This is a genomic window from Amycolatopsis ruanii, from assembly GCF_003385175.1.
Lineage (GTDB): Bacteria > Actinomycetota > Actinomycetes > Mycobacteriales > Pseudonocardiaceae > Amycolatopsis_E > Amycolatopsis_E thermalba.
In genome coordinates this window covers 1-24,991 of the sequence record NZ_PQHY01000090.1, presented here as the reverse complement: position 1 = coordinate 24,991, position 24,991 = coordinate 1, and the positions used below count along the sequence as shown (strand labels likewise).

At 71.6% G+C, this 24,991-nt stretch carries 24 protein-coding genes and 1 pseudogene; 12 read left to right on the top strand and 13 right to left on the bottom strand.

What is annotated here, in order from left to right:
• Nucleotides 1–511 precede the first annotated feature (511 nt).
• A complete protein-coding gene (locus D0D28_RS31080; RefSeq protein ID WP_094009139.1) occupies nt 512–1,477 on the top strand; it encodes a helix-turn-helix transcriptional regulator in 966 nt (321 codons plus the stop codon).
• Here D0D28_RS31080 and D0D28_RS31075 read toward each other — a convergent pair.
• Nucleotides 1,468–2,385 (bottom strand): SDR family oxidoreductase, encoded by a 918-nt coding sequence (locus tag D0D28_RS31075; protein WP_094009140.1) that lies wholly within the window; start codon nt 2,383–2,385, stop codon nt 1,468–1,470. The genes D0D28_RS31080 and D0D28_RS31075 overlap by 10 nt on opposite strands.
• Before the next feature lie 96 nt (nt 2,386–2,481).
• Here D0D28_RS31075 and D0D28_RS31070 point away from each other — a divergent pair, with 96 nt between their 5' ends.
• The gene (locus D0D28_RS31070) at nt 2,482–3,228 is read left to right on the top strand and encodes a DUF2334 domain-containing protein (protein ID WP_094009141.1); all 747 of its coding nucleotides are present in this window, start codon (nt 2,482–2,484) and stop codon (nt 3,226–3,228) included.
• On the opposite strand, the gene D0D28_RS31065 is transcribed toward D0D28_RS31070, so the two are convergent.
• Nucleotides 3,147–3,785 (bottom strand): MBL fold metallo-hydrolase, encoded by a 639-nt coding sequence (locus D0D28_RS31065; RefSeq protein ID WP_094009142.1) that lies wholly within the window; start codon nt 3,783–3,785, stop codon nt 3,147–3,149. The genes D0D28_RS31070 and D0D28_RS31065 overlap by 82 nt on opposite strands.
• A gap of 167 nt (nt 3,786–3,952) precedes the next feature.
• Between D0D28_RS31065 and D0D28_RS31060 the strand changes: the two genes are divergently transcribed.
• From D0D28_RS31060 to D0D28_RS31050, 3 genes are all read left to right on the top strand, one after another.
• A complete protein-coding gene (locus D0D28_RS31060) occupies nt 3,953–5,437 on the top strand; it encodes an aldehyde dehydrogenase family protein (protein ID WP_094009143.1) in 1,485 nt (494 codons plus the stop codon).
• Nucleotides 5,438–5,500: 63 nt separating this feature from the next.
• Nucleotides 5,501–5,932 (top strand): L,D-transpeptidase, encoded by a 432-nt coding sequence (locus D0D28_RS31055; RefSeq protein WP_094009144.1) that lies wholly within the window; start codon nt 5,501–5,503, stop codon nt 5,930–5,932.
• Between the two features lie 37 nt (nt 5,933–5,969).
• Complete coding sequence (locus tag D0D28_RS31050; protein WP_094009145.1) at nt 5,970–6,743, top strand: IclR family transcriptional regulator; 774 nt, start codon at nt 5,970–5,972, stop codon at nt 6,741–6,743.
• A 203-nt stretch (nt 6,744–6,946) separates the two neighbouring features.
• On the opposite strand, the gene D0D28_RS31045 is transcribed toward D0D28_RS31050, so the two are convergent.
• Together D0D28_RS31045 and D0D28_RS31040 are read right to left on the bottom strand one after the other, a co-directional pair.
• Nucleotides 6,947–8,269 carry an aldehyde dehydrogenase (NADP(+)) gene (locus D0D28_RS31045; protein ID WP_116114617.1) on the bottom strand — a complete coding sequence of 441 codons (1,323 nt, stop codon included), beginning with the start codon at nt 8,267–8,269 and terminating at the stop codon, nt 6,947–6,949.
• Complete coding sequence (locus tag D0D28_RS31040; protein WP_094009147.1) at nt 8,266–9,219, bottom strand: U32 family peptidase; 954 nt, start codon at nt 9,217–9,219, stop codon at nt 8,266–8,268. The genes D0D28_RS31045 and D0D28_RS31040 overlap by 4 nt, the downstream gene beginning before the upstream one ends.
• A gap of 166 nt (nt 9,220–9,385) precedes the next feature.
• On the opposite strand from D0D28_RS31040, the gene D0D28_RS31035 reads away from it, so the two are divergent.
• A complete protein-coding gene (locus D0D28_RS31035; protein WP_094009148.1) occupies nt 9,386–10,711 on the top strand; it encodes an MFS transporter in 1,326 nt (441 codons plus the stop codon).
• 138 nt (nt 10,712–10,849) lie between these two features.
• Nucleotides 10,850–11,206, top strand: a pseudogene (locus D0D28_RS37740) (hypothetical protein); the annotation flags it as partial.
• 49 nt (nt 11,207–11,255) lie between these two features.
• On the opposite strand, the gene D0D28_RS31025 reads toward D0D28_RS37740, so the two are convergent.
• A complete protein-coding gene (locus D0D28_RS31025) occupies nt 11,256–11,729 on the bottom strand; it encodes a YfbM family protein (protein WP_158224485.1) in 474 nt (157 codons plus the stop codon).
• A gap of 110 nt (nt 11,730–11,839) precedes the next feature.
• Between D0D28_RS31025 and purS the strand changes: the two genes are divergently transcribed.
• Complete coding sequence (purS, locus tag D0D28_RS31020; protein WP_017985747.1) at nt 11,840–12,076, top strand: phosphoribosylformylglycinamidine synthase subunit PurS; 237 nt, start codon at nt 11,840–11,842, stop codon at nt 12,074–12,076.
• A complete protein-coding gene (purQ, locus tag D0D28_RS31015) occupies nt 12,073–12,744 on the top strand; it encodes a phosphoribosylformylglycinamidine synthase subunit PurQ (RefSeq protein ID WP_094009150.1) in 672 nt (223 codons plus the stop codon). Before purS ends, purQ begins: the two co-directional genes overlap by 4 nt.
• Nucleotides 12,745–12,774: 30 nt before the next feature.
• On the opposite strand, the gene D0D28_RS31010 is transcribed toward purQ, so the two are convergent.
• Nucleotides 12,775–14,502, bottom strand: coding sequence for an ABC transporter ATP-binding protein (locus tag D0D28_RS31010; protein ID WP_116114615.1), 1,728 nt, complete (start codon nt 14,500–14,502; stop codon nt 12,775–12,777).
• Nucleotides 14,487–16,067 carry an ABC transporter transmembrane domain-containing protein gene (locus D0D28_RS31005; protein ID WP_094009152.1) on the bottom strand — a complete coding sequence of 527 codons (1,581 nt, stop codon included), beginning with the start codon at nt 16,065–16,067 and terminating at the stop codon, nt 14,487–14,489. The genes D0D28_RS31010 and D0D28_RS31005 overlap by 16 nt, the downstream gene beginning before the upstream one ends.
• An 81-nt stretch (nt 16,068–16,148) precedes the next feature.
• Between D0D28_RS31005 and purL the strand changes: the two genes are divergently transcribed.
• Nucleotides 16,149–18,437, top strand: coding sequence for a phosphoribosylformylglycinamidine synthase subunit PurL (gene purL / locus D0D28_RS31000; RefSeq protein ID WP_094009153.1), 2,289 nt, complete (start codon nt 16,149–16,151; stop codon nt 18,435–18,437).
• A 4-nt stretch (nt 18,438–18,441) separates the two neighbouring features.
• Here purL and D0D28_RS30995 read toward each other — a convergent pair whose 3' ends face one another.
• On the bottom strand, nt 18,442–19,488 hold the full coding sequence (locus D0D28_RS30995) for a pentapeptide repeat-containing protein (protein ID WP_094009154.1): 1,047 nt from the start codon (nt 19,486–19,488) through the stop codon (nt 18,442–18,444).
• Between the two features lie 10 nt (nt 19,489–19,498).
• Nucleotides 19,499–20,023 carry a GNAT family N-acetyltransferase gene (locus tag D0D28_RS30990; protein WP_094009155.1) on the bottom strand — a complete coding sequence of 175 codons (525 nt, stop codon included), beginning with the start codon at nt 20,021–20,023 and terminating at the stop codon, nt 19,499–19,501.
• Here D0D28_RS30990 and D0D28_RS30985 point away from each other — a divergent pair.
• Entirely contained in the window at nt 20,022–20,600 is a 579-nt protein-coding gene (locus tag D0D28_RS30985) for a helix-turn-helix domain-containing protein (protein ID WP_094009156.1), read from the top strand. The two genes, D0D28_RS30990 and D0D28_RS30985, sit on opposite strands and share 2 nt — an antisense overlap.
• Here the strand turns inward: D0D28_RS30985 and D0D28_RS30980 are convergent.
• The 4 genes from D0D28_RS30980 to D0D28_RS30965 all read right to left on the bottom strand — a co-directional run bounded on the left by D0D28_RS30980 (nt 20,597) and on the right by D0D28_RS30965 (nt 24,424).
• Nucleotides 20,597–21,661 carry a hypothetical protein gene (locus D0D28_RS30980; RefSeq protein ID WP_094009157.1) on the bottom strand — a complete coding sequence of 355 codons (1,065 nt, stop codon included), beginning with the start codon at nt 21,659–21,661 and terminating at the stop codon, nt 20,597–20,599. The two genes, D0D28_RS30985 and D0D28_RS30980, sit on opposite strands and share 4 nt — an antisense overlap.
• 161 nt (nt 21,662–21,822) lie before the next feature.
• Nucleotides 21,823–22,683: a lysozyme gene (locus D0D28_RS30975; protein ID WP_094009158.1), complete on the bottom strand. Its 861-nt coding sequence runs from the start codon at nt 22,681–22,683 to the stop codon at nt 21,823–21,825.
• A 189-nt stretch (nt 22,684–22,872) separates the two neighbouring features.
• Nucleotides 22,873–23,706, bottom strand: coding sequence for a lysozyme (locus D0D28_RS30970; protein ID WP_369806866.1), 834 nt, complete (start codon nt 23,704–23,706; stop codon nt 22,873–22,875).
• Nucleotides 23,707–23,800: 94 nt separating this feature from the next.
• Complete coding sequence (locus D0D28_RS30965) at nt 23,801–24,424, bottom strand: type VII secretion system-associated protein (protein ID WP_116114613.1); 624 nt, start codon at nt 24,422–24,424, stop codon at nt 23,801–23,803.
• A 65-nt stretch (nt 24,425–24,489) separates the two neighbouring features.
• On the opposite strand from D0D28_RS30965, the gene D0D28_RS30960 reads away from it, so the two are divergent.
• Nucleotides 24,490–24,870 carry a sterol carrier family protein gene (locus tag D0D28_RS30960; RefSeq protein ID WP_094009161.1) on the top strand — a complete coding sequence of 127 codons (381 nt, stop codon included), beginning with the start codon at nt 24,490–24,492 and terminating at the stop codon, nt 24,868–24,870.
• Nucleotides 24,871–24,991 lie beyond the last annotated feature (121 nt).

The window sequence follows — 24,991 nt, the reverse complement described above, 5'->3', positions numbered from 1 at the left end:
GGGGTCCGCCGAGGCCGGGAGGGCTCGCTGAGTCAGGCGGGGCTCGCCGAGACGGACGGGGTTCGCTAGGCCGGACGGGGTTCGCTGGGGCCGGACGGGGTTGGCTGGGGTCCGGCGGGGTCCGCTGGAGCCTGTCCCTGAGCCGGCCGGGCCGGTGTCGTCGGCGCGATGGCGATGAACGGTCCATTCATCGCCGCACAAGAGCGCATTTCGCACGCTCACGAGATGCCCAACGCCGCGCGACGGCGTGAACGGCCCATTCATCGCCGCACGAGATGCGCCACTCGTGCCTCCGCGAACGGACCGCTCGCGCGCTCTGGCGATGAACGGTCCGTTCATCGGCACACGACAGTGCACCTCGTGTGCTCACGACTCGCCCGCTGGTGGCACGCGGGCTGCGCAGGATCCCGGCGGGAACCTATTTTGGTCGGGGGGTAGGAGGAGGAGAGAGCACCGAGCAAGGCGGCCTCATCTCCCACCAGCCGCTCCGTGGTGGGGCATCATCTGGAAGATGCGCGCCGAACGTCTCGTTGCCCTGCTCTTCACCCTGCAGAGCAGGCGTAGCGCGACCGTGCCGGAACTGGCCAAGGCTCTCGGCGTCTCGGAGCGCACCATGCACCGTGACATCGCCGCTCTGCAGGCCGCGGGCGTTCCACTGTGGACGGAGACCGGGCGGTACGGCGGTGTCCGGCTCGTCGACGGGTGGCGGACCCGGCTGGACGGGCTCACCTCGCGCGAGGCCGTCGCCATTTTCGCCATGGGCGTGCCCCGCGCGCTGGCCGAACTGGGGCTCGGCACCGCCGTCTCCGCCGCCCACGCCAAGGTCAAGGCCACCCTCCCCGCCCCGCTGCGCGAGCAGGCCCAGCACCTCGCCCAGCGCTTCCACCTCGACGCCCCCGCCTGGTTCAAGTCCGAAGAAGACGCCGAGCACCTCGCGACCATCGCCCAGGCCGTGTGGGAACAGCGCCGCGCCGCCGTCACCTACCGGCGCGGCGACCAGCCCGTCGAACGCCTCCTCGAACCCCTCGGCCTCGTGCTCAAGGCCGGCGTCTGGTACCTCGTCGCCCGGATCGACCACGCCACCCGCACCTACCGGGTCAGCCGGATCACCGCCGTCGACCTCACCGACGAACCCTTCGAGCGGCCCGTGGACTTCGACCTCGCCGGCTGGTGGCAACGCTCCTCCACCCAGTTCGAGCGCTCCCTGCACCGCCACCCGGTCCGGCTGCGGCTGTCCCCGCGGGGCACCAAACACCTACCCGACGTCGTCGACCCCGACCTGGCCATCGCCGCCCTCGACGCGGCCGGCCCGCCGGACGACGACGGCTGGGTCGAAGTCACCGTCGACCTGGAAGAACCCGACATCGCGGCGAGCATGCTGCTCGGTCTCGGCCCCCACGTCGAGGTCCTCGAACCACCCGCCGTGCGCGCCGCGTTCGCCGACGCCGCACGGCGGATGGCCGATCTTCACCGATAGGCACCCGGGTTCGCGGGCTTGCCCGCGTCCTGGACCTCCACCACATACCGCCAGGCGTCCGGCCGGCTGCCGTCCACGTCGTCGAACCCGTAGATCTTCGCCAGCTGCCCGCTGTTCAACGTCTGCCCGGTGAACCGGTGCCGCTCCGGGTCCGCGGCCAGCGACGCCACCGCCCGGCCGACGAACACCGGCGACTCCGAGATGCCGAAGTGCGGCTCCTTCGCCAGCGCGTCCCGCCAGGTCTCCTCGGTCACCCCGAAGTGGTCCAGCATCGCCTCCGACCGCAGCCACCCCGGCGTCATCGCCACCGCCGTCACGCCGTGCGGCGCCAGGTCGTGCGCCTCCGCCTTGACGATGCTGTGCGAAGCCGCCTTCGCCACGTAGAACCCGATCGACGTGCCCTCGCGGTAGCGCGAGTTGTACTCCTCGGTGCCGTCCGTCATCTCGACGACCAGCCCGCCGCGCTCGCGGATCACCAGCGGCAGCAGGAAGTGGCTGGTGATGATGTGCGCGTCGACGCCCAGCCGGACCGATCGCAGCGCGTGGTCCAGCGGCAGCTCCCACACCGCCTGGCCCCAGCCGATGTACTCGTCGCCGCCCCAGATGCCGTCGACCAGGATGTCCAGCCGCCCCTGCTCCCGGTCGACCCGCTCGGCCAGCGCCCGCACCTGGTCCGGGTCGAGGTGGTCGACCCGGATCGCCGCGCCCGTGCCGCCCGCCTCGGTGATCCGCTCCAGCGTGCCCTCGATCGTCTCCGGCCGGTTCACCTCGGACCGCTGCGCCCCGGAGGTCCGCCCGGTGACGTACACGAACGCTCCCCGGCGCCCCAGCTCGACCGCGATCGCCCGGCTCGCCCCGCGCGTACCGCCCGCGACCAGGGCGACCTTCCCACTCAGTTCGTTGCTCATGCGTCCACCGTCGCGGTGAACCCTGTCAGTTCCCGTCATGGTTGCCGTCACCCGCGGGTAAGGGGCTGGTCATGACGATCTGGTGAGCTGGGTGACATGGACGCCCGTCTGCTGGTCTCGCTGTCCGGCATCGGTCCGCGGACGCTGCACCGCTGCGCCGAACTCGCGGCCGAGCTGGACCGCCGAAACGTCCCCCTGTCCCTCCTCTTCGCGCCGCGCGCCGAAGGGTCGCCGGCCGTCGCCACCTGGGTGCGGGACCGCACCCGCCGCGGCGACGGTCTCCTGCTGCACGGCTACGACCACCGCGTCCCGCCCAGCCACCGCGCGGTGAGCCTGCACCGCAAGGCCGAGTTCGCCGGCCTGCCCGCGCACGAGGCGCGGCTGCGGATGATCGCCGCCAAGGCCGCGCTGGAGAAGCTCGGCCTGGCGGCGGACGGGTTCGCGCCGCCGCGGTGGCTCGCCTCCCCGGGCACGCTGGCCGCGGCCGGGGAGCACTTCGCGCTGTGCGCCGACCTCGCCGCGGTGCACGACCTGCGCACCCGCACCGTCCACCGGTCGCGGGTGCAGTCCTTCGCCGCGCACCACCACCGCACCGAGACGGTGCGGGCGTTCGCCCTGGTGCTCGCGTCGGCGCGGGCCGCACGACGTGGTGGTCTCGTGCGCCTCGGGATCGACGCGGTCGACCTGGCCCGGCCCGGCCTCCGGCAGGCCTTCCTCGACGCGGTCGACGTGGCGCTGGAGAACCGGGCCTTCGGCACCACCTACGGGAGCTTGACGTCCTCGCCGCGCGTCGGCACCCGCACCTCGGTGCCCTCCGGCGCCAGGTTGGTGAACAGTCCGTAGTGCATGGCCGGGTTCGCGAGCACCGCCTCGTGGATCGGCACGGCGACCCGCGGCGCGACGGCCCGCAGGTAGTCCACCGCCTCCCCGGCCTTGAGCCACGGCGCGCCGGTGGGCAGGCCGAGCACCTCGATCCGCTGCTCGGGCACGAAGAACGAGTCGCCGGGGTGGTAGAAGGCGCCGTGGTCGACGACGTAGCCGACGTTCGGGATGACCGGGATGTCGGAGTGGATCACGGCGTGCTGCCCGCCGACGACGTTGACCGCCGCGCCACCCGCCTCGAACGCGTCGCCGGGGTGGACGACCTCGTGGTCGAGGCCGAGCTTCTGCACGGTTTCCGCCGAGCCGGGGTCGACGACCAGCTTCGCGCCCGGGTTGGCCTCGAGGAGTTTGGGCAGCTTCTCGCTGTCGATGTGGTCGTAGTGCTGGTGGGTGATCAGGATCGCGTCCAGCTCGCGCTCACCCTCGAAACCCGCCGAGAACGCGCCGGGGTCGAGCAGGATCCGCGCGTTGTCCGTCTCCAGCAGGACACAGGCGTGTCCGAAATGGACGATTCGCATGTATGTGCTCCTCCGCATGAATGGCAGCCCCAAGCCTAGGCCCGCCGGATTCGCGTCGCCACGATCGCGCAGGGTGACGGCGAGACGGCGAACCACTCTCGGGGTAGTGAGCTCGGCCACCACGTGTGCCATGCTGGCGTTACTGAACAGTAGTTAGGAGGCCAACGATGACCGCCGTGGAGCCGAAGCCGGCCGTCCAGGACACGTTCGACTCGCTGAACCCGGCCACCGACGAGGTCGTCGGGACCCACCCGGTGCACACCGCGGAGGACGTCCGGGCCGCCGTCGCCGCCGCGCGGGCCGCCGCCGGCTGGTGGGCGGGCCTCGGCTTCCAGGGCCGCGCCGAGCGCCTGCACCGCTGGAACGGGATCATCACCCACCGCCTCGCCGAGCTGTGCGACGTCGTCAGCGCGGAGACCGGCAAACCCGCCGGCGACGCGCAACTGGAGGCCGTGCTCGCGATCGAGCACATCCACTGGGCCGCCCGCCACGCGCGCAAGGTGCTCGGCCGCAAGCGCCGCCCGGCCGGCCTGCTGCTGTCCAACCACACCGCGAGCGTCGAGTACCAGCCGCTGGGCGTGGTCGGCGTGATCGGGCCGTGGAACTACCCCGTCTACACGCCGCTGGGCTCGATCACCTACGCCCTCGCGGCGGGCAACGCCGTGGTGTTCAAGCCGAGCGAGTACACCCCGGGCGTGGGGAAGTGGCTGGTCGACACGTTCGCCGAGGTGGTGCCCGAATTCCCGGTGCTGCAGCTGGTCACCGGTTTCGGCGCGACCGGCGCGGCGCTGGTGGGCGCCGGCGTGGACAAGATCGCGTTCACCGGTTCGACCGCGACCGGCAAGAAGATCATGGCCGCGGCCGCCGAGACCCTGACGCCGGTGGTCATCGAGGCCGGCGGCAAGGACCCGCTGATCGTCGACTCCGACGCCGACCTGGACGCGGCCGCCGACGCCGCCGTGTGGGGCGCGTTCTCCAACTCCGGGCAGACCTGCATCGGAGTGGAGCGGGTGTACGTGCACGAACGGGTATACGACGAGTTCGTGGACAAGGTGGTCGCGCTGACCCGCCGCGTCAAGCCGGGCGAGCAGTACGGCCCGATGACGATGCCGTCGCAGCTGGACGTGGTGCGCAGGCACATCGCCGACGCGCTGGCCCGTGGCGGGCGGGCGCTGACCGGCGGCGCGGACGCGGTCGGCGACCGGTTCGTCGAGCCGACCGTGCTGGTCGACGTGCCGGAGGACTCCGCGGCGGTCCGGGAGGAGACGTTCGGCCCGACCATGACGATCGCCAAGGTGCGCGACATGGACGAGGCGGTCGAGAAGGCCAACGCCACGGTCTACGGGCTGGGCTCGACGGTGTTCTCGCGGCGCAACGCCGCACGACTGGCCCAGCGGCTCAAGGCCGGGATGATCTCGATCAACGCGCCGTTCTCGTTCGCCGGGACGGCGTCGCTGCCGTTCGGCGGGGTCGGCGACTCGGGCTTCGGGCGCATCCACGGCCCGGAGGGGCTGCGCGAGTTCGCCCGCTCGAAGGCGGTCGCCCGGCAGCGGTTCGCGGTGCCGATCAAGCTGACGACGTTCGCCCGCACCGAAAAGACGGACAAGCTGGTGAGCAAGCTCGTGACCGGGTTGTACGGCCGCAAGCGCTGACCGGAAACCGCGGGTATTTGTCGCCGGACTGTGTGAACTTTTCGCCAACGGGTAACCATCCGTATGCGAAAGATCATCGGTATCGCGGCCGGAGCGGCGCTCCTGGGCACGATCGGGATCGCCGCTCCCGCCGCGCAAGCAGCGGAAACCCCGTGCAGCGCGAAGGCGAAGGCCTGTCTGCAGCTGCACACGAACCAGGCCTGGCTGACGGACAACGGTCAGGTGACCCGCGGGCCGGTTCCGGTCACCGTGGGCAAACCCGGCTACGAGACGCCGGTGGGCACGTTCAAGGTCCAGTACCGCGACATCGACCACTACAGCAAGGCCTACGACGCCCCGATGCCGTACTCGGTGTTCTTCACGACCACCGGGGTGGCGTTCCACGAGGGCAGCCTGCGGGAGCAGTCGCACGGGTGCGTGCACCTGTCGCACGCCGATGCGAAGGCCTTCTACCAGACCCTGCGCACGGGTGACGTGGTCGAGGTCGTGAACTGAGTCCGGTATTTCGGACGAGGCGGGGTATCGTGCGAGCATGCCCCGTCTCGTACCGGCCGTGCTCCGGGCCGCGGACATCCTGGAACTGTTCCTCGACGAGCAGGTCCGGCTGTCGGCGACCGAGATCGTCGAGCGCCTGGACCTGCCCCGCTCCACCACGCACGAGCTGCTGACCACCCTCGTCGCCCGGAAGTACCTGGACCGCCAGGCGGGCGAGGAGACGATGTACCGCCTCGGGCCGAAGGTGCTCGAACTGGGGGCGCGCTACCAGCAGCGGCTGGAGTTCGGCGTCGAGGCGGAGGCGGTGGCGCGGCGGGTGGCGGCGCAGTGCGACGAGACCGTGCACGTCGCCGTGCTGGACGGGCTCGAGGTCGTGTACGTGTCCAAAATAGACTCCACGCACTCGGTGCGGCTGATTTCCGCGGTCGGCCGCCGCCTGCCCGCGAACTGCACGGCGGTGGGCAAGGTCCTGCTCGCCGGGCTGTCCCGGGAGGAGGTCGCCCGCCGCCTCAAGGGGCACCGGCTGCCCGCGCTCACCGAGCACAGCATCACGTCCCGCTCGGAGCTGCTCGCCCAGCTGGACGCGGTCCGGGTGATGGGTGTCGCGCACGAGCGCAGCGAGTCCAATCCGGACGCCGGCTGCGTGGCGGCCCCGGTGGTGGACTCGCGCGGGGAGTGGGTGGCGGCGATGAGCATCTCGATCCCCACCTCGCGCCACGACGACCAGGCGTGGCGCCGCTGGGAGAAGCTGGTGCGGGAGGGCGCCGCCGAGCTGTCCCACCGCCTCGGCGGCCGCCCTCCGGAGCTGTAAGGCCAGATCATCCGGCAAGTGCGGGCACGCCGCCGGACCAGGCACGCGGGCCGCCACCGCCGAGACGCATTCGCGCCTCGGTGACCACCGGCCCCCGCAGCTCGTGCGGCACGTCCGGGAACACCACCGGCGCGGGACCCGGGTCCCGCCGCCGAGTGGTATCAGCGCCTCGACGGCGTGGCCCCGTAGCTGTTGCCCAGCAGCTAAAACCCCAGCAGCTCCTCCGGCACGTCCTGGAACGCGACCGGGCGCAGGAACCGCTCCACCGCCGCCGCGCCGACCGACGTGTGCAGCGGCGCGGTGGTCGCCGGGTACGGGCCGCCGTGGTGCATCGCGTGCGTCACCGCCACCCCGGTGGGCCAGCCGTTCCACACCACGCGCCCGACGTGCTCCGCCAGCTCGTCGACCAGCTCGGCCGCGACCGGGTCGGCGGCCTCGGCCTGCACGGTTCCGGTGAGCTGTCCGTCGAGGCTCCGGACGACGTCCAGCATTTCGGATTCCGAGGAGTACTCCACCACCAGCGAAGCCGGGCCGAAGCACTCGGTCCGCAACGCCTCGCCGTACTTCAGCACGGCTGCCGCGGTCGTGGCGAGCAGCGTGGGCGCGTCACCGCCGTCGACCAGCGTGCGCACCTCCTCGTGCCCCACGAGCTTGCCCAGCGTGGCGGCGTACCCGCCGGCGATCCTGTCGTTGAGCAGCGGCGCGGCGGTCACCTGACGCACCCGCTCGGCGGCCAGCTCACCCAGCCCGGACCCGGCCGGGACCACGAACAGGCCGGGCTTCGTGCACAGCTGACCGGCGGCCATGGTGAACGAGTCCACGTACGCGGCCGCGATCTCCGCGCCCCGCGCCCGCGCGGCCGCCTCGGTCACGAACACCGGGTTCACGCTGCCCAGCTCGCCGTAGAACGGGATCGGCTCGGGCCGCGAGACCGCCAGGTCGTAGAGCGCCCGTCCGGCCGTGGGCGAACCGGTGAAGGCCGCGGCCCGGATGCGCGGATCGGTCAGCGCGGCCCGGCCGTCCTCCTCGCTGTGGATCACCGCGAACACGCCCTCCGGCAACGCGGCCCGCAGCATCTCCGCGGTCGCGGCGGACAGCCGCGGATGACCGGGGTGCGCCTTCAGCACGACCGGGCAGCCGGCCGCGAGCGCCGACGCGGTGTCCCCGCCCGCGACCGAGAACGCGAACGGGAAGTTGGAGGCCGCGAACACCAGCACCGGGCCGATCGGACGACGGGCCAGCACCAGCTTCGGCCGGGGCGCGGGCAACCACCGCGGGTCCGCCTCGTCGACCACCGCGCGCGGCCGGACCTCCTTGGCGAGGAACCGGAGCTGGAAGGTGGTGCGGGCGACCTCGCCACGCAGCCGGGCCTCCGCGATGTGCGTCTCCTCGTGCGCGATCGGCACGAGCTCGTCCGCGGCGGCGTCGATCTCGTCCGCGATCTTCTCCAGCGCGGCGGCGCGGTCGGCGCGGGCCCAGGACCGGGCCGCGCGGGCGGCGGCGTCGAGCGTTTCGTCCAGGGTCATCGGGTCAGCTCCTCGATGCTCAGCGGGCCGGGCACGGCCAGGTCGGCGGCGGGCAGTGTCGAACCCACGGCGTCGGGCGCGTGCCGGTGCAGCAGTTCCAGGCCGATCTCCGCACGACGGACCCGCTCGCGCACCAGCGCGATCGCGGTCGGCGTCAGGTGCGTGCCGCTGGGGTAGATGTTCGGCGCGTTGCGCAGCCCGAACTTGAGGTAGACCGGCGCGGCGACCCGCACGATCTCGGCGATCTCGAAGTGCCGGACGAACCCGCCGAGGTCGTCGGGCGCCTCGATGTAGACGTCCAGCGGCAGGTCCACGGCGGCCCGGATCGCGGCGAGCTGGGCCAGGCTCAGGTCGGTCGGCACGTTGTACGTGGTGGCCCCGGCCTGCTCGGCGAGCCGGATCGACGCCGGGTTCGCCAGGCCCATCTGCACGCTGACCTTGAACCGCATGTCGACCGGCAGCTCACCGGCCGCGCGCATCCGGTCGGCGACCGTCAGCACGCCCAGGTCGGTCACCAGCACGCTGCGGATCCCGGCCTCGGCGGAGCGGCGGATGTCCTCCAGCACGTGGACCAGCTGCTCGGTGCCGCGCGCCTGCGGGGCGAACGGTCCGCCACCGGAGGCGACGGCCGCCGCGCCGGTGTCCCACGCCGCCACCGGGCGCGCGAACAGGCTCACCTCGACCTCGCGCGCCCGCGCGAACCCGGCCATCGCGGCCAGCTCGGCCTGCGTGAGGAGCATGCCGCCGCTGCCCTGCGACACGCGGTGCACCACGACGCCACGCGCGTCGGCCTCGGCGTAGACGGCCTCCAGCGCCTCCGGGCCCTCGACGCTCGGGATCTCGACCCGGTACTGGGCGCCGTCCGGGAAGCGCTTCGGGCTCGTCGGCAGCTCACCCGGGTCGCCGGGCGGCAGGCCGAGGGTGCGCAGGAAGTCGCGGGTTCTGTCCACGGTTCACCACCGTTGTTCGAAATTTCGGATGCGGTACGTAATCCCAGACGACGTTAGGCTCCGCCCGCCCCGCGGTCAAGACGGTTGACACCACCCGGAGGCCAACCTTAGGTTCGACGAGCCGAACGTCATCCGAGATATCGGACGAGCAGACAACGGAGTCACCGTGTCCCCAGCCACGCTGCGCACCACCCCGGACAGAACCGCCCTGCGCAAGATCACCCTGCGCCTGCTGCCCTTCCTCGGGCTGCTGTACGTGATCGCCTACATCGACCGGTCGAACGTCGGGTTCGCGAAGCTGACCCTGCAGTCCGAACTCGGTCTGTCGGCGACCGTCTACACGCTCGGCCAGGTGTTCTTCTTCGTCGCCTACGCGCTGCTGGAGGTGCCGAGCAACCTCGCACTGCACCGCTACGGCGCGAACCGCTGGATCGCGCGGATCATGCTCACCTGGGGCCTGGTCACCGTCGCGACCGCGCTGGTGACCACGACCTGGCAGTTCTACCTGGCGCGGTTCGCGCTCGGCGCGGCCGAGGCCGGGTTCTTCCCCGGGGTCATCTACTACCTGACCCGCTGGTTCCCGGAGAGCCACCGCAGCAAGGCCATCGGGCTGTTCATGCTGGCCGGGCCGGTGTCGTTCATCATCGGCAACCCGGCGATGGGCGCGCTCAACGACCTGCACGGCGTCCTCGGCCTGGAGGGCTGGCAGTGGATCTTCGTCGCGACCGGCATCCCGGCCGTGCTGCTGGCGCCGATCGTGCTGTGGGTGCTGCCGAAGTCGCCCGAAACCGCCAGGTGGCTGAGCAATGACGAGCGCACCTGGCTGACCGGCGAGCTGCGCCGCGAGGCCGAGGCCGCCGGCGCCCAGCCGCACAGCCCGTGGGCCGTGCTCAAGGACTCGCGCGTGCTGGCGATGGCGTTGTTCTTCCTGTGCTTCCCGCTGGCGACCTACGGCCTGGCGTTCTGGCTGCCGACGATCGTGAAGGGCTTCGGCGGCCTGTCCGGGTTCGGCGTCGGCGCGGTGTCGGCCATCCCGTACGTGTGCGTCGCGATCGGACTCCTCGTGGTGCCGCGGCTGGCGAACCGGCGCGAAGCGCCCTTCGGCTGGCTCGCGCTGATGCTCGGCTTCTCGATCGCCGGGTTCCTCGTGGCGGCGACCGCGAGCGCGCCGTGGTTGCAGATGGTCGGCCTGTGCGTGGCGTCGATCGGCGGCTACGCGGCCCAGCCGGTGATGTGGGGCCTGGTGCCGAAGTTCCTCGCCGGCGCGACCGCGGCCGCCGGGATCGCCGCGATCAACGGCATCGGCAACCTCGGCGGCGGCTTCGGCCCGATGGGCATCGCGGCGATCGTGGACGCCACCGGCTCGGCCGCGACCGGGCTGTACTTCCTGATCGGGGTGTCCGTGCTCGGCCTGTTCGGCACGTACGGGCTGCGCCGGGTGCTGCGCCGCCGCACGACGGCCGCACAGTCACCGGCACCGGTCACGCACTAGGTGTACCTGGCCAGGGCGTTGGTGGCGGCTGCCTGGTGTTGACACGGGGAGAGCCTCCGGTTGGGGTGTGGCTTGTCCAGGCCCACACCAGGCCGGAGGCTCTCGTGTCACACCGTGATGCCCGCACGCCCGGACTAGCTGGGACTGGCGTTCCGGCCGGACGGTGTCGCGGGTGCCGGCTCGCCACCAGGTGCCGCCGCTGTCGGCGCTGGACCCCTTGACCGGGCAGGTGGCCGGACGAACGCGATCGGCCCCGCGAGCTGGTGCACACGGACGCCAAGAAGAACGGCCGGATCCCCGAGACGGCGGCTGACGGGCCCACTGCCGCGCCCAGCAGGAAGCCCCTGGCAAAACGGCAAAGTCGAACGCTACAACCGCACGCTGCGGGCCGAGCGGGGCCTACCGGCAGATCTTCACCAGCAACACCGAACGAGCGACCACGCTCGCGCCCGGCTCAAGCACTTCAACGCTCAACGCCGCCGCCACCCACTCGGCGGCCACCCACCCATCAGCCGACTGCCACCGACCCAACGGCCAAGTGCACCTAGAAGGAGAAGCAGCCGAGCGCGGCGTTGCCGTTGCGGGCGGCCGTGGCGAAGAAGGTGCGCAGGGTGTCGTAGTTCTCGCGGAGGTACTCCAGCTCGTCCTCCGCGTGACTGTCCCAGATCCCGGGGTAGACGTTGCGCGCCATCATGTCGGCGGGGTCGTAGTGCGCGGCGAGCTTCTCGAACGGCGCCGCGTCGAGGGCGTCGGCGATGCTGCGGACCAGGTCGGCGTCGAAGCCGGTGTACTCCTCGCCGTCGTAGTCGATGGGCTCACCGTCCATCCGCAGGTCGACGTCCACACCGGCGCGGTCGAGGAGGTACTGGAGGCCGTCCCACGCCTTCTCCACGAAGCCGTTGAGGGCGTCGTCCTCGCTGGCGATCTCGTCGTACAGCTCTTCGGCCTTCTCGCCGTCGTTCAGAACGCCGTCCAGCTGCTGCGGCGTGACCTCGACGTACCCCAGTGTCATACCCATGGGTGAAACGGTATCCAGGTCACACCCGCCACCACCCTCGGCGGGGTGCCGCCACATCACAGCTAGACTCGGGGAGTACCGCCGACCTGCGATTACTGGAGCGACCCGCCGTGGCCCGTGTGGTGGTTGACGTCATGCCCAAGCCCGAGATCCTCGACCCGCAAGGTCAAGCCGTCGCCGGGGCGCTGCCGCGGCTGGGCTTCACCGGGGTCACCTCGGTGCGCCAGGGCAAGCACTTCGAGCTGGAGGTCGACGACTCGGTCGACGACGAGACGCTCGCCAAGATCGCCGAGGGCTTCCTCGCCAACCCGGTGATCGAGGAGTGGACCGTGCGGAGGCTCCCGTGAAGATCGGTGTCATCACCTTCCCCGGCACGCTGGACGACGTGGACGCGATCCGCGCCGCCCGCTACGCCGACGCCGAGGCCGTCAGCCTGTGGCACGGCGACGAGGACCTGCGCGGCGTCGACGCGGTGATCGTCCCCGGCGGCTTCTCCTACGGCGACTACCTGCGCTGCGGCGCGATCGCCCGGTTCGCCCCGGTGATGTCGTCGGTCGTCGACGCGGCCAAGGGCGGCATGCCGGTGCTGGGCATCTGCAACGGCTTCCAGATCCTGTGCGAGGCCGGGCTGCTGCCGGGCGCGCTGGTGCGGAACGAGAAGCTGCACTTCGTGTGCCGCGACCAGTGGCTGCGCGTGGAGAACAACACGACGGTGTGGACCACCCGGTACGAGGCGGGCGCCGAGGTGCTGGTCCCGCTCAAGTCCGGCGAGGGCGGCTACGTCGCCGACCAGTCCACTTTGGACGAGCTGGAGGGCGAGGGCCGCGTGGTGTTCCGCTACGCCGGCGAGAACCCCAACGGCTCGCGCAACGACATCGCGGGCATCTGCAGCGCCAACGGCCGCGTGGTCGGCCTGATGCCGCACCCCGAGCACGCGATCGACGCGCTGACCGGCCCGAGCGACGACGGGCTGGGCATGTTCCTCAGCCTCGTCGACAGCCTGGTCAAGGCCTGATTTCCCGGAGGCATCCGCCTCCGGGAAACCTCAGCCCACATGCGCGGCGGTGACCAGCCGCGAGTAGGGGCCGTCCGCCGCGAGCAGTTCGGCGTGCGTGCCCAGCTCGGTGATCCGCCCGGCCTCCAGCACCGCGACCCGGTCGGCGGCCGCCGCGGTGTGCAGGCGATGCGCGATCGCGATCACCGTCCGGCCTTCCAGCACCCCGCTCAACGAGCGCTCCAGGTGGCGCGCCGACGAGGTGTCCAGCAGCGAGGTCGCCTCGTCGAGCACCACCGTGTGCGGGTCGGCCAGCACGACACGCGCCAGCGCGAGCTGCTGCGCCACCGCCGCCGGCACGGCCAGCGCACCCGAGCCGAGCTTCGTCGCCAAGCCGTCCGGCAGCCCGTCGAACCAGTCCCGCAGCCCGACGGCGGTCAGCGCCCGCACCAGCTCGTCGTCGGTCCAGGACCCCGCCGGCAGCGTCAGGTTCTCCCGCAGCGTCCCGGAGAACACGTGGTGCTCCTGGGTCAGCAGCAGCACCTCGCCGCGCAGCACGTCCTCGGCCAGCTCGGACACCTCGGCGCCACCGATCGTCACCGAACCCGAACCGGGCGCGGCGACCCCGGCCAGCAGACGGCCCAGCGTCGACTTGCCCGCACCGGACGGGCCGACGATCGCCAGCCGCTGCCCCGGCGGCACCCGCAGGTCGATGCCGTGCAGCACCTCCCGGCCGGTCGAGTAGCCGTAGTGCACGTCGCGCACCACGATCTCCTGGCCCGCCGGCTCCGGCCCACCGGCCCGCTCCGCGTCACCGCGCACTCCCAGCACCCGGCGCAGCGCGGTGCCGGAGACCTGCAGGTCCTCGACCCACCACATCGCCTCTTCGAGCGGCCCGGCCAGCGCCTGGACGTAGACCACCATCGTGGTGATCGTGCCCAGCCCGACCAGCCCCTCGCCGTAGGCCCAGCCGCCGAGCAACAGCATCGCCGCGACCGGCGCGACCTGCGCGATCTGCAGCCACGGGATCCAGCCGACCGTCACGCCGCGCAGCCGCTGCTCGCCCCGGATCGCCGCGCCCAGCGTGCGGTGCCCCAGCGCGATGCGCCGCCCGGTCAGCCCGAGCGCCTCCGCCGTGCGGGCGCCCTCGGTCGTCTCGTGCAGGCTCGACTGCACCTCCGACCACTTGTCGAGCATCTCCTCGACGATCCGCGGCGCACGGCGGACGTACCAGCGCAGGGTGAGGGCCACGATCGGCACCGCGACCAGCAGCCCGAGCGACAGCAGCGGCGAGGTGATGATCATCGCCGCCAGGGTCAGCACGATCGTGATCAGCGCGATCGAGATCTCCGGGATCGCGTTGCGGACCGAGAAGTCGATCCGGTCGGCGTCCGTGGTCGCGCGGCTGATCAGGTCACCGGTGCCGGCCGCCTCGACCGTGCCCAGCGGCAGCCGCAGCGCGCGCTCGACGAAGCCCTCCCGCGTCTCGGCCAGCACCCGCTCGCCGAGCATCCCGGCGCGGAACCTCGCGAACCGCTTGAGCACCGCCTGCACCACCAGGATCACCACGAACGCCAGCGCGAGCAGGTCGATCCGGCCGTCCCCGGCCACCTCGAGGTCCACCAGGTGCCCGAGGATCTGCGGCCCGGCCAGCCCGGCGATCGCGGCCAGGCCGAACAGCCCGATCACGACGCCGAACTCACGCCGGTTGGTGCGCAGCAGGTCCCGCGCCCAGCGCCGGGCCTCGGCGCCGGTCGCGAGCACTAGCTTGAAGCGCATGTGGTCACCTCGTCCGCCACCGCTTTCCACAGTGGACTTTCCGTGAACACGACGGTCGTGCGGCCGCGGCGCAGCTCGCTGACCCGCTCGGTGATGCGGGCCTCGGTGTGCGCGTCGACGGCCGAGGTCGGTTCGTCGAGCAGCAGGGTGTCGGCGTCCAGGGCCAGCGCGCGGGCCAGGTTCAGCCGCTGCCGCTGACCGCCGGAAACCTCCCGGCCCCGCTCGCCGATCAGCTCGTCCAGCCCGTTCGGCAGGCCTTCGACGATGTCCTCGGCGTCGGCGGCTCGCAACGCCTCCGCCGCCCGCTCGGCCGGGACCAGCTGGTCACGCAGCACACCGGAGAACCACAGGTCCTGGTTGTGCGCGTAGACCACCCGGGACCGCAGCTCCGCCAGCGCCACGTGGTCGGCGGGCACGCCGGACACGAGCACCCGCTCGCCGGGATCGGGGTCGGCGAACCGGGCCAGCCGCGCGGCCAGCGCCTCCGCCTCGGGCCCGGCGTCCACGACGGTCAGCTTCCCGGCCACCGCGGTGAACCCGGACGTGGTGTCGTGCAGCTCCAGCGGCCCGTCCGGCAGCGCGACCGGCGCGTCCGGCTCGGACAGCAGCGGCCGCAGGCTCAGCACCCCGCACACCTTCTTCGCCGACACCAGCGCCGAGGAGAACGCGGCGGTGAACTCGGTCGCCGTGCTCACCGGCACCACCAGGAACACCGACGACGAGTAGAACGCCACCAGCTCGCCCACGCTGATCGTGCCCGCCGCGACGAACCGCGCGCCCAGCCAGGTGATCGCCACCGTGACCAGGCCGGGCAGCAGCACCTCGGCCCCGACCAGCCACGACTCGCTGCGCGCCACCTCGACCCCGGCCCGCCGGACGCGCTGGCTGGCGTCGCGGAACCGGCCGAGGAACTGCTGCTCGCCACCGACACCGCGGAGGATCCGCAGGCCGGACACGATGTCCGCGGCCAGCGCGTTCACGCTCGACAGCTCCTCGCGCTGCGCGCCCTTGCGGCGCTGCAGCGGCGCGACCAGCTTGCCCATGCTCAGCGTCGCGAGCGGGACCCCGACCAGCGCGATCGTGCCCAGCACCGGCGACATGCCGATCAGCACCAGGCTGACGGTGAGGAAGGCCACCACCGAGCCGAACAGCCGCCCGGTCACCTCGAACACGTTGCCGATGTGGTTGATGTCCGAGGACGACACCGCCATCACGTCACCGGTCCCGGCCTGCGGCCGCAGCGACGCGCCGAGCCGGGCCGTGTGCTCGACGACCGCCCGCTGCGTCGCGGCCGCGCCGTGGATCCACATGGTGTGGGCGGCGAAGATCAACGCGCCGCCGCACACCGCCTGCGCCACGCCGAGCAGCAGGACCAGCCCGACACCGCCGAGCAGTGGCTCGCCCGCGCGGATGTCCTCGACCACCGTGCCGATCACCAGCGGCAGCAGCGCCCCCGGCAGCAGCCAGAGGGCACCGAGGACGCACGCGGACAGCGCGAGCCACGGCCGCGCCCGCAGGAGCGCGCCCAGGAATCGCAGCGGCGTGAGCCGGGAGGGAAGGCGCATGACACCTGACGGTAGGTGCCCCAGCTCACCTCACGCGACCGATTTTCTGCCGGTCAGAGGGCTGCAAGTACCCTGGAGGCCGTGACCGACACCCTGGCCATCGACACGACCGAGCGGGCCGCGGAGACGCCGGACCTCCCGCAGCCCTACCGCGAGCTCGGGCTCGCCGACGACGAGTACGCGCGCATCCGCGAGATCCTGGGCAGGCGGCCGACGGACGCCGAACTGGCCATGTACTCGGTGATGTGGAGCGAACACTGCTCGTACAAGTCGTCGAAGAAGCACCTGCGCTACTTCGGCGAGACCACCACCGAGGAGATGCGCTCGAAGATGCTCGCCGGGATCGGCGAGAACGCCGGTGTCGTCGACATCGGCGACGGCTGGGCGGTCACCTTCAAGGTCGAAAGCCACAACCATCCGTCCTATGTGGAGCCCTACCAGGGCGCCGCGACGGGTGTCGGCGGGATCGTGCGCGACATCCTCGCGATGGGCGCGCGGCCGCTCGCGGTGGCCGACTCGCTGCGCTTCGGCCCGGCCGACGCGCCGGACACCCGCCGCGTGCTGCCGGGCGTGGTGGCCGGCGTCGCCGGGTACGGCAACTGCCTGGGCCTGCCCAACATCGGCGGCGAGGTCGCCTTCGACGCCAGCTACGCGGGCAACCCGCTGGTCAACGCGCTGTGCGTGGGCGCGATGCGCACCGAGGACCTGCACCTGGCGTTCGCGTCGGGCACCGGCAACAAGATCATCCTGTTCGGCGCGCGGACCGGTCTGGACGGCATCGGCGGGGTGTCGGTGCTGGCCAGCGACACGTTCTCCGGTGACGAGAACTCCGGTGGCCGCAAGAAGCTGCCGAGCGTCCAGGTCGGCGATCCGTTCACCGAGAAGGTGCTCATCGAGTGCTGCCTGGAGCTGTTCGCGCAGAAGCTCGTCGTCGGCATCCAGGACCTCGGCGGCGCCGGGCTGTCCTGCGCGACGTCGGAGCTGGCCGCGGCCGGTGACGGCGGGATGCACGTCGAGCTGGACAAGGTGCCGCTGCGCGCCGAGGGCATGACCCCGGCCGAGATCCTCTCCAGCGAGTCGCAGGAGCGGATGTGCGCGGTCGTCGAACCGTCCAAGGTGGACGCGTTTCTCGCGGTGTGCGCGAAGTGGGACGTCATCGCCACGGTCATCGGCGAGGTCACCGACGGTGACCGCCTGGTGGTCACCTGGCACGGCGAGACCGTGGTCGACGTGCCGCCGCGCACCGTGGCGCACCAGGGCCCGGTGTACGACCGGCCGGTCGCCCGTCCGTCCACTCAGGACGCGCTGCAGGCGGACACGCCCGACGGCCTGCGTCGTCCGTCCACTCCGGACGAGCTGCGGGAGACGCTGCTGGCGGTGGTGTCCTCGCCCAACCAGGCGTCCAAGGAGTGGGTGACCGACCAGTACGACCGGTACGTGCGCGGCAACACCGTGCTGTCGCAGCCGTCGGACGGCGGCATGATCCGGATCGACGAGGAGACCGGCCGCGGCGTCGCGGTGTCGACCGACTGCAACAGCCGGTTCGTGTACCTCGACCCGTACGCGGGCGCGCAGATCGCGCTGGCCGAGGCGTACCGGAACGTGGCGACCACCGGCGCCACCCCGCTGGCCGTGACGGACTGCCTGAACTTCGGCGCGCCCACTGACCCGGGCGTGATGTGGCAGTTCGAGCAGGCCGTGCACGGGATCGCCGACGGCTGCGCGCAGCTGGGCATCCCGGTGACCGGCGGCAACGTGAGCTTCTACAACCAGACCGGCGAGACGGCCATCCTGCCCACCCCGGTGGTCGGCGTGCTCGGCGTGATCGACGACGTGCGGCGGCGCATCCCGACCGGGATCGGCGCCGAGGCGGGCGAGACGCTGCTGCTGCTCGGCGAGACCCACGACGAGTTCGGCGGTTCGGCGTGGGCGCACGTGATCCACGGGCACCTGGGCGGGCTGCCGCCGAAGGTGGACCTGGAGCGCGAGCGGCTGCTGGCGGAGATCCTGGTCGCCGGTTCCCGGGACGGCATGATCTCGGCCGCGCACGACCTGTCGGACGGCGGCCTGGCGCAGGCGCTGGTGGAGATGGTGCTGATCGGCCAGTGCGGCGCGCGGGCCCTGCTCGACGAGGACGCCGACCCGTTCGTGCAGCTGTTCTCGGAGTCCACCGGGCGGGTGCTGGTGGCGGTGCCGCGGACCGAGGAGCTGCGGTTCACGGAGATGTGCACCGCCCGCGGGCTGCCGTGGCGCAAGGCCGGCGTGGTGGACCCCGAGGCGGGCGGCCTGGAGATCCAGGGCGTGGCGACCTTCGGTTTCGAGGAACTGCGCGACGCGTTCGAAGGCACGCTGCCGAAGCTGTTCGACTGACGGTTCAGCCGCCGACCCGGATCCGGGCGCGTCCACCGGCGAGCGGTTCGAGCGACCAGGCCGCGGGAAGCCGCACTTCCCGCGCCTGGTCGACCTCGGTGTTGTAGAGCGACACGGCCTCGGCCGCCAGCCGGAGGTCGACGTGGTCGGCGAACCGGGCCCGGCGGAGGTCCACCGCGGCGGCCCTCGTGTCGCGGAACGAGACCGGCCCGTCGAACGATCCGTCCGCGATGCTCACCTCGGCCTCGAAGGTGGCGCCGTCGAAGTCCACCTCGTGCCGCGCGTGCACGCCCTCGAGCTTGACCTTCTGGTGGAACACCGCACCGGCGACGGTGATCGGTCCCCGCGAGTCGAGCGCGGTCAGGTAGACGCGACCGTGGAACTCGGCGTCGGCGAAGCTCGTGCGGTGCAGGAGCTGCGCCTGCTGCAGGTAGAGCCGGCCGACGGCTCGGCCCTTGAGGTGGAACCGGTCCAGCCGGGCGCCGGCCAGATCGAGGTCGTACACGACGGCCTCCGGTCCCCGCGGCGGCAGCAGTTCCTGGATCTGCCGCTGCGCCGCGAGACGCACCTGCTGCTCGCGGCGGGCCTCGGCCTCGTCGGTGTCGTCGCCGTAGCCGGGGTGCGGGAAGGGGCGCCGGAGGTAGGAGCAGAGCACGTCGAGGACCGTCTGGGTGTACTCGGGGTTGCTGCGCGCCAGGCCGGCGAGCGCGTGCAGCGCGCCGACCCGGACCTGGTCGGCCTCGTGGCCCAGGAGTTCCACCGATTTCGCGAAGCGTTCGTCGGTGACGCGTTCGCGGTCGCGTTCGGCGCGGAGCAGCTCCAGCTCGTGCCGCTCCCGTTCGGTCCGCTGCCGGTTCTCCTCCACGCGGCGGCGCCGGTCGTTGAGCCACAGCGCGTACAGCGCGATCACCGCGCCGCTGGCCAGACCGCCGGTGCGCAGCGCGTCCGCCCGGCTGGTCGCGGGGTCGGTGAGCAGCCAGGCGCTCACGGCGATCAGCAAGCCCACCGCGACCAGGATCGTGACGAACAGCGGCCCCCGACGTTCCGGCATGCCCGGAACCCTAGATCAAACTCTTCTGCAACAGCAGCGTGTCCAGCCAGCGCTCGTGCTTGTAGCCGACCCTGCGGAGCACCCCGACGTCGACGAACCCGCGGCGGCGGTGGAGCGCGGGGGAGGCCGGGTTGCGCTCCGGGTCCGCGACCACCGCGATGACCTCGCGGATCCCGCTCTCCCGGCAGCGGGACAGCAGCGCGTCCAGCAGCACGCCGCCCACGCCCCGGCCCGTCGACCACGGCGCGAGGTAGATCGAGTTCTCCGCGGTGCGGCGGTAGGCCGGGCGCGTCTTCCACGGCGAGCAGTACGCGTAGCCGGCGACACGGCCGTCCACCTCGGCCACCAGGAACGGCAGACCGGCGTCCGCGATCGCCGTGAAGCGGCGCGTCCACTCGGCCAGGTCCGGCGGCTCCAGCTCGAACGTCGCGGTGCTGGCGCGCACGTACCCTTCGTAGATCGCGGCGATCGCCGGGAGGTCGGCACCCGTAGCCGGTTTCACTATAGGGGAATCAACCACTACTATAGGATACATGGATCTCGGGGCACTCGGACGGCGCGTTCAGGCCGCTCGGACCGACCGCGGCCTGACCCTGCAGGCGCTCGCGGAGCGGTCGGGGGTCAGCGTGAGCATGTTGTCCGCCGTCGAACGCGGCTCGAAGGCGCCGACGGTCGTCGTGCTGGACCGGATCGCGGACGGGCTCGGGCTGCCGCTGGCGGACCTGCTCACCGAGCCGGCCCGGATGATCGTGCGCCGGGCCGCGGACCAGGACGTCGTCGACGAGCCGGGCGGGTGGCGGCGGACCATCCTCACGCCCGTCGTGCCCGGGGTGAACTTCGAGTGGATCCGGTCGACGCTGCCGCCCGGCTGCGAGGCCGGCACGTACCCGCCGTACGCGGCGGGCTCGCACGAGTTCATCTTCGTGCAGGAGGGCGTCGTCACCCTGACGATCGACGACGAGACCCTGGAACTGGAAGAGGGTGACAGCCTCTACCTCCCGGCGGATGTCACCCTCTCCTACGCCAACCGCGCCGCGACGCCCTGCACCTACTACGTCGCGGCGCTGATCATGCGGCCCAGGCGCCCCGGCCTGGGCCGCCGATCCGGCTAGAACACGCCGAACACCGAGATGCAGAAGCCCTCGCCGTCGAAGTTCTCCGCGAAGAACAGGCCGGTGACCTGCTCGCCCTGCTGGGTGCCGGTGAGGTCACCGGACACCATCGTGTCGGTGGCGCTGTCGTAGGTCGGCGTCACGTTGGCGCGCTTCTCGGCGGCCTCCCGCGCGTCGTCCTTGTTGTCCTGCGTCGCGTCGGAGCAGACCAGCGAGGTCACGCCGGCGACGTCACCCGCGGCCATCTTCGCCAGGAAGTCCTCGACCATCGCCTTGCCGTTGCTGCCCCCGGTGCCGCCGGTGGACGACGAGCTGGACGACGTCGACGTGCGCGTGCTCGTCGAGCGCGAGGTGGACGTGCGGGTCGAGGTGCCGCTGCCGGACGCCCGCGTCTCCAGGTCCTTCCAGCACCACTTGCCGTTCTGCTTGGCCAGCGTGCCGGTGCCGGTGCCCTCCTCGCCGCCGGCGCTCGCGGTGAAGTCGACCGTCGCGGTGTCGCCGTTCTCCTTGACCTGCCCGATCGTGATGCTGTCGACGTCGTTGACGTCGTCGATCGCGGCCTGGACCGACCGGTCGGCGTCCGCGCACTTCAGCGCGGTCAGCGCGGCCTTGTCGTGGTTCTTGATCCCGTCGATCACCTGCTGCGCGACCGCCTGGGGGCCCTCTTCCTTCGAGTCACCGAGGAAGAAGCCCGGCACCCAGAACCCGGTGATGCCCAGCGCCGCCAGCACGACGACCAGACCGACCGACAGACCGATCCACAGGCCCTTCTTGCTGCCGCCACCCCCGGGCGGCGGCGCGCCGTAGCCGAACTGCGCGGTCTGCGGGTAGTTCGGGTCGTAACCCGGGTACTGCTGCCCGTAGCCCGGCTGCTGCTGCCCATACCCGGGCTGCTGCTGGCCGTACTCGGGCTGGCCGTAGGGCTGCTGGCCCGGGTACTGCTGGCCGTACTGCCCACCCTGCTGCGGGAAACCCCCGGACTGGGGGCCGCCCGGCTGCTGGCCGTACGGATCTGGTTGCTGGCCGTAATCCGGCTGTCCCGGCTGCGGTGGGTAGGTCATCGACGTCGCCTTTCCTGGATCGCTACGCCCCGCTCGGACGTATCGACGCCGAACCTGGTTCCCCCACGCCCGGACATCGCACTGATCACGGGCATTGTGCCTGGCGAACCGGGCAAATGCGAAGGAGACTCCCACCACGGACGGCGGGAGCCCCCTTCCGCTCAGCCCTTCGAGGTGGCCAGCACCTGCAGCCGGTCGTAGGCCCCGTTGAAGGTGTTCTGGTCGATCGGCGTCGAGGAGTACTGCCAGAACGTGTAGAAACTCCAGTTGAACGGCAACGTTCCCACGCTCGCGGCGTAGCGCGCGATCCACAGCGGGTTCGTCGCCGCGAACGCCCCGTCGACGCACTGGCTCCACCAGTTCGTGCTCGTGTAGATCACCGGGTACCGCCCGGTGCGGGCGTGGTAGGTGTCACTGAAGTCCTTGATCCACGCGGTCATCGCGCTCTTCGACAACCCGTAACAGGTCGAGCCGTACGGGTTGTACTCCATGTCGAGCGCGCCCGGCAGCGTCTTGCCGTCCGCCGACCAGCCCCCGCCGTGGTCGACGAAGTAGTTGGCCTGCGCGGCGCCGGACGCGGTGTCCGGGGTGGCGAAGTGGTAGGCGCCGCGGATCATGCCGATGTTGTAGGAGCCGTTGTACTGCTGGGCGAAGTACGGGTTGGTGTAGTAGGTGCCCTCGGTGGCCTTGACGTAGGCGAAGCGCTTGCCCTGGCCCCAGTAGTTCGCCCAGTCGACGTTGCCCTGGTGGCCGCTGACGTCGATGCCCTCGACCGACGCCGCCGCGGTCACGTCCCCGGCGGCGATGGCCTGCGTCTGCGCCGTCGAGTGGTCACCCTCGACGCGCGCGATCTGCGAACCCATCGGGTGATCGTAACGAGCGACGTAGTCGTCGACCGACATTCCGCTGATGGTGGCCGGAGCCGCGCCGGCCGGAGCCAGGGCGCCGAGCACGAGCACGGCGACCGACGCGGCGGTGGCGGACGTGGCGAACCGCCACCATCTCTTGCGTGGAGCAGACATGAGCGGAGTCCCTTCCATTGCCCTCGCGGAGGACGGTCTGGTTTGCAGGGAGACCGTCCAGGCCGTGATTCTTGATGACGATCCGCGGCGATGTCACCAAATCCCGTGAATTTCCGATGACCGGTGGGTGATTTGCGCATGTCGCCGGTGACGGACCGACTTTCGTAGTAACCCGACCGGATTACCGCGTCAGCTGTTCGAGGCGAAGGCCTTGACCTGGTCCAGCGTCCCGTTGAACAGGTTCTGGTCACCCGGCAGGACACCCGAGTCGGCGAACTGCCAGATGGACTGGTACGACCACCCGGCCGGCAGCGGACCGACGACCGGCTGGTAGCGGGCGATCCACAGAGGATTGTTCCGCCCGAACCCGGCGTTGTTCCCGGTGCACTTGTTCCACCAGTTCGTCGAGGTGTAGATGACCGGGAAGCGGCCGGTGCGGGCGCGGTAGGTGTCGGAGAAGTCCCGGATCCACTCGCCCATCCGGACCGGATCGAGGCCGTAGCAGGCCTCGCCGTAGGGGTTGTACTCCACGTCGAGCGCCCCGGGCAGCGTCCGCCCGTCCGGCGACCAGCCGCCCCCGTGGGCGAGGAAGTACTCGGCCTGCTGCCGTCCACCGGAGACGTCCGGGCGCGCGAAGTGGTAGGCGCCGCGGATCATCCCGATCTGGTAGGAACCGTTGTACTGCTGGGCGAACCGCTTGTTGATGAACCCGGTGCCCTCGGTGGCCTTGACGTAGACGAACCGGCCGCCGGCCCCCCACGCGCCCGGCCAGTGCACGTCACCCTGGTGCCCGCTGACGTCGTGCCCGATCGCACCGGCGTCCGCGGTGAACCGGGGCGGATCACCCCTGCCCTCGACGGCGGCGATCTGCGATCCGGCGAAAGTGCTTTCCGCCTTCGAGTAGTCCGGTGTGGACGCGGCGGACGACGCCGCGCCGCACACGGCCGTCGTCCCCAGTGCCATGGACACGAGCAGCGTGCCCAGGCGCAGCTTCGAACTCCAGATTTGCACGGCGACTCCCATCCTCCGATGGTCGTCACCATGCCTCGATGGAGCGCTTTTTGCGAGTCGGCTTAGCTCGAAAGCGTGATGCGACTGGCTTAACCGAGCGGAATGTTTAGTCTTTTTGCTCCTGCTCCAGCGCGGCCACCAGGTGCTCGGCCGGCACCACCGCGGTCACCACGTCGTGCGGGTTGATCGCCACCGGGTCGCCCGCGAGCAGCGGCACCATGTCGCGGCCGAGCACGGCGCGGGCGTGCGGCCACTCCGGCGGCACCAGCGACTTCGACGTGTAGGCCGGCACCAGCACGCGGCCGTCGGAGTTGTGGAACCCGATGACCGTGCGCTGCATCGGGGCGAGCGCGTAGACGAACAGGGTCGAGTCGAGGATCACCGGCGGCAGGTCGCTGGCCGGCCGGTGGTTGGTGCGGACCAGCTGCAGCAGCCGCTCCAGGTCGTTGCGCGGCTCCGGGAACCCGAGCGCCTTGGGCGAGGGCCGGTAGCGGTCGTTGGGGTGGAAGTCCTCCACGATGTTGCCGCTGCCGTTGACCGGGTAGGCGCCGACGACCGCCCACGACGGCACCGGGCCGTTGGGGTCGAACGCCTCGTCGATCACGTAGAGCCAGCTGTTCGGATTCGCCCTGGCGTTGGCGCGCATCTCCTCGGTGATCTTGGGCTTGCCCGGCTTGTGCTCGGGCTGAGGATTGGGTAGAAGCCGATCCGCTTCGTCCCGCTGCGCCATGTGCGAACCCCGTGTTTCCGCGTCGCCGTGCTCATGTCTGCTGCAGTGCACTCTACTGTTTGACCATGCCCGCACCGCGTCCGGTTGACCCCGTGGAGTTGAGAGCCGCGCTGCAGGCCGTTACGGCTTGGTTGAGCGGAGAAGCCGACCGGCCGGCCCGGCCCGAGCTCGCCGCGGCCGTCCGGCTGAGCCTGCGCACGCTGGCCCAGGACGCGCCCGGCCGGAGCGTCGAGGTGCGGGTGCCGCCGTTCGCGGCCGTGCAGTGCGTGGAAGGGCTCCGGCACACCCGCGGCACCCCGCCCAACGTGGTCGAGACCGACCCGCGGACGTGGCTGGAGCTGGCCACCGGCCGTCTGGAGTGGACGGAGGCGGTGCGGGAGGGCCGGGTCACCGCGTCCGGGACCCGGGCCGACCTCTCGCACTGGCTGCCGATCGTCCGGCTCTAGTGTCCTGAGTCGTTAATTCGAGTTCAGCTGTAGGGTGCGGCATGCCGAATCCGAAGCTGCCTGAGTTGGCCTTGTCCGTTGATGAGGCACAGACGTTGCGGAACTGGGTGCAGCGGCGGAA

Excerpts from the sequence above, each read along its gene's own strand:
- D0D28_RS30990 (WP_094009155.1), bottom strand. The coding sequence starts at position 20,023 with ATGTATCCTATAGTAGTGGTTGATTCCCCTATAGTGAAACCGGCTACG.
- D0D28_RS31060 (WP_094009143.1), top strand. The coding sequence starts at position 3,953 with ATGACCGCCGTGGAGCCGAAGCCGGCCGTCCAGGACACGTTCGACTCG.
- D0D28_RS31075 (WP_094009140.1), bottom strand. The coding sequence starts at position 2,385 with ATGAGCAACGAACTGAGTGGGAAGGTCGCCCTGGTCGCGGGCGGTACG.
- D0D28_RS30965 (WP_116114613.1), bottom strand. The coding sequence starts at position 24,424 with ATGGCGCAGCGGGACGAAGCGGATCGGCTTCTACCCAATCCTCAGCCC.
- D0D28_RS31065 (WP_094009142.1), bottom strand. The coding sequence starts at position 3,785 with ATGCGAATCGTCCATTTCGGACACGCCTGTGTCCTGCTGGAGACGGAC.
- D0D28_RS31025 (WP_158224485.1), bottom strand. The coding sequence starts at position 11,729 with ATGGGTATGACACTGGGGTACGTCGAGGTCACGCCGCAGCAGCTGGAC.
- D0D28_RS31080 (WP_094009139.1), top strand. The coding sequence starts at position 512 with ATGCGCGCCGAACGTCTCGTTGCCCTGCTCTTCACCCTGCAGAGCAGG.
- D0D28_RS31045 (WP_116114617.1), bottom strand. The coding sequence starts at position 8,269 with ATGACCCTGGACGAAACGCTCGACGCCGCCGCCCGCGCGGCCCGGTCC.
- D0D28_RS31010 (WP_116114615.1), bottom strand. The coding sequence starts at position 14,502 with ATGCGCTTCAAGCTAGTGCTCGCGACCGGCGCCGAGGCCCGGCGCTGG.
- D0D28_RS30980 (WP_094009157.1), bottom strand. The coding sequence starts at position 21,661 with ATGACCTACCCACCGCAGCCGGGACAGCCGGATTACGGCCAGCAACCA.
- D0D28_RS31055 (WP_094009144.1), top strand. The coding sequence starts at position 5,501 with ATGCGAAAGATCATCGGTATCGCGGCCGGAGCGGCGCTCCTGGGCACG.
- D0D28_RS30995 (WP_094009154.1), bottom strand. The coding sequence starts at position 19,488 with ATGCCGGAACGTCGGGGGCCGCTGTTCGTCACGATCCTGGTCGCGGTG.
- D0D28_RS30960 (WP_094009161.1), top strand. The coding sequence starts at position 24,490 with ATGCCCGCACCGCGTCCGGTTGACCCCGTGGAGTTGAGAGCCGCGCTG.
- D0D28_RS31005 (WP_094009152.1), bottom strand. The coding sequence starts at position 16,067 with ATGCGCCTTCCCTCCCGGCTCACGCCGCTGCGATTCCTGGGCGCGCTC.
- D0D28_RS31050 (WP_094009145.1), top strand. The coding sequence starts at position 5,970 with ATGCCCCGTCTCGTACCGGCCGTGCTCCGGGCCGCGGACATCCTGGAA.
- D0D28_RS30975 (WP_094009158.1), bottom strand. The coding sequence starts at position 22,683 with ATGTCTGCTCCACGCAAGAGATGGTGGCGGTTCGCCACGTCCGCCACC.
- D0D28_RS30970 (WP_369806866.1), bottom strand. The coding sequence starts at position 23,706 with ATGGGAGTCGCCGTGCAAATCTGGAGTTCGAAGCTGCGCCTGGGCACG.
- D0D28_RS31070 (WP_094009141.1), top strand. The coding sequence starts at position 2,482 with ATGGACGCCCGTCTGCTGGTCTCGCTGTCCGGCATCGGTCCGCGGACG.
- D0D28_RS30985 (WP_094009156.1), top strand. The coding sequence starts at position 20,022 with ATGGATCTCGGGGCACTCGGACGGCGCGTTCAGGCCGCTCGGACCGAC.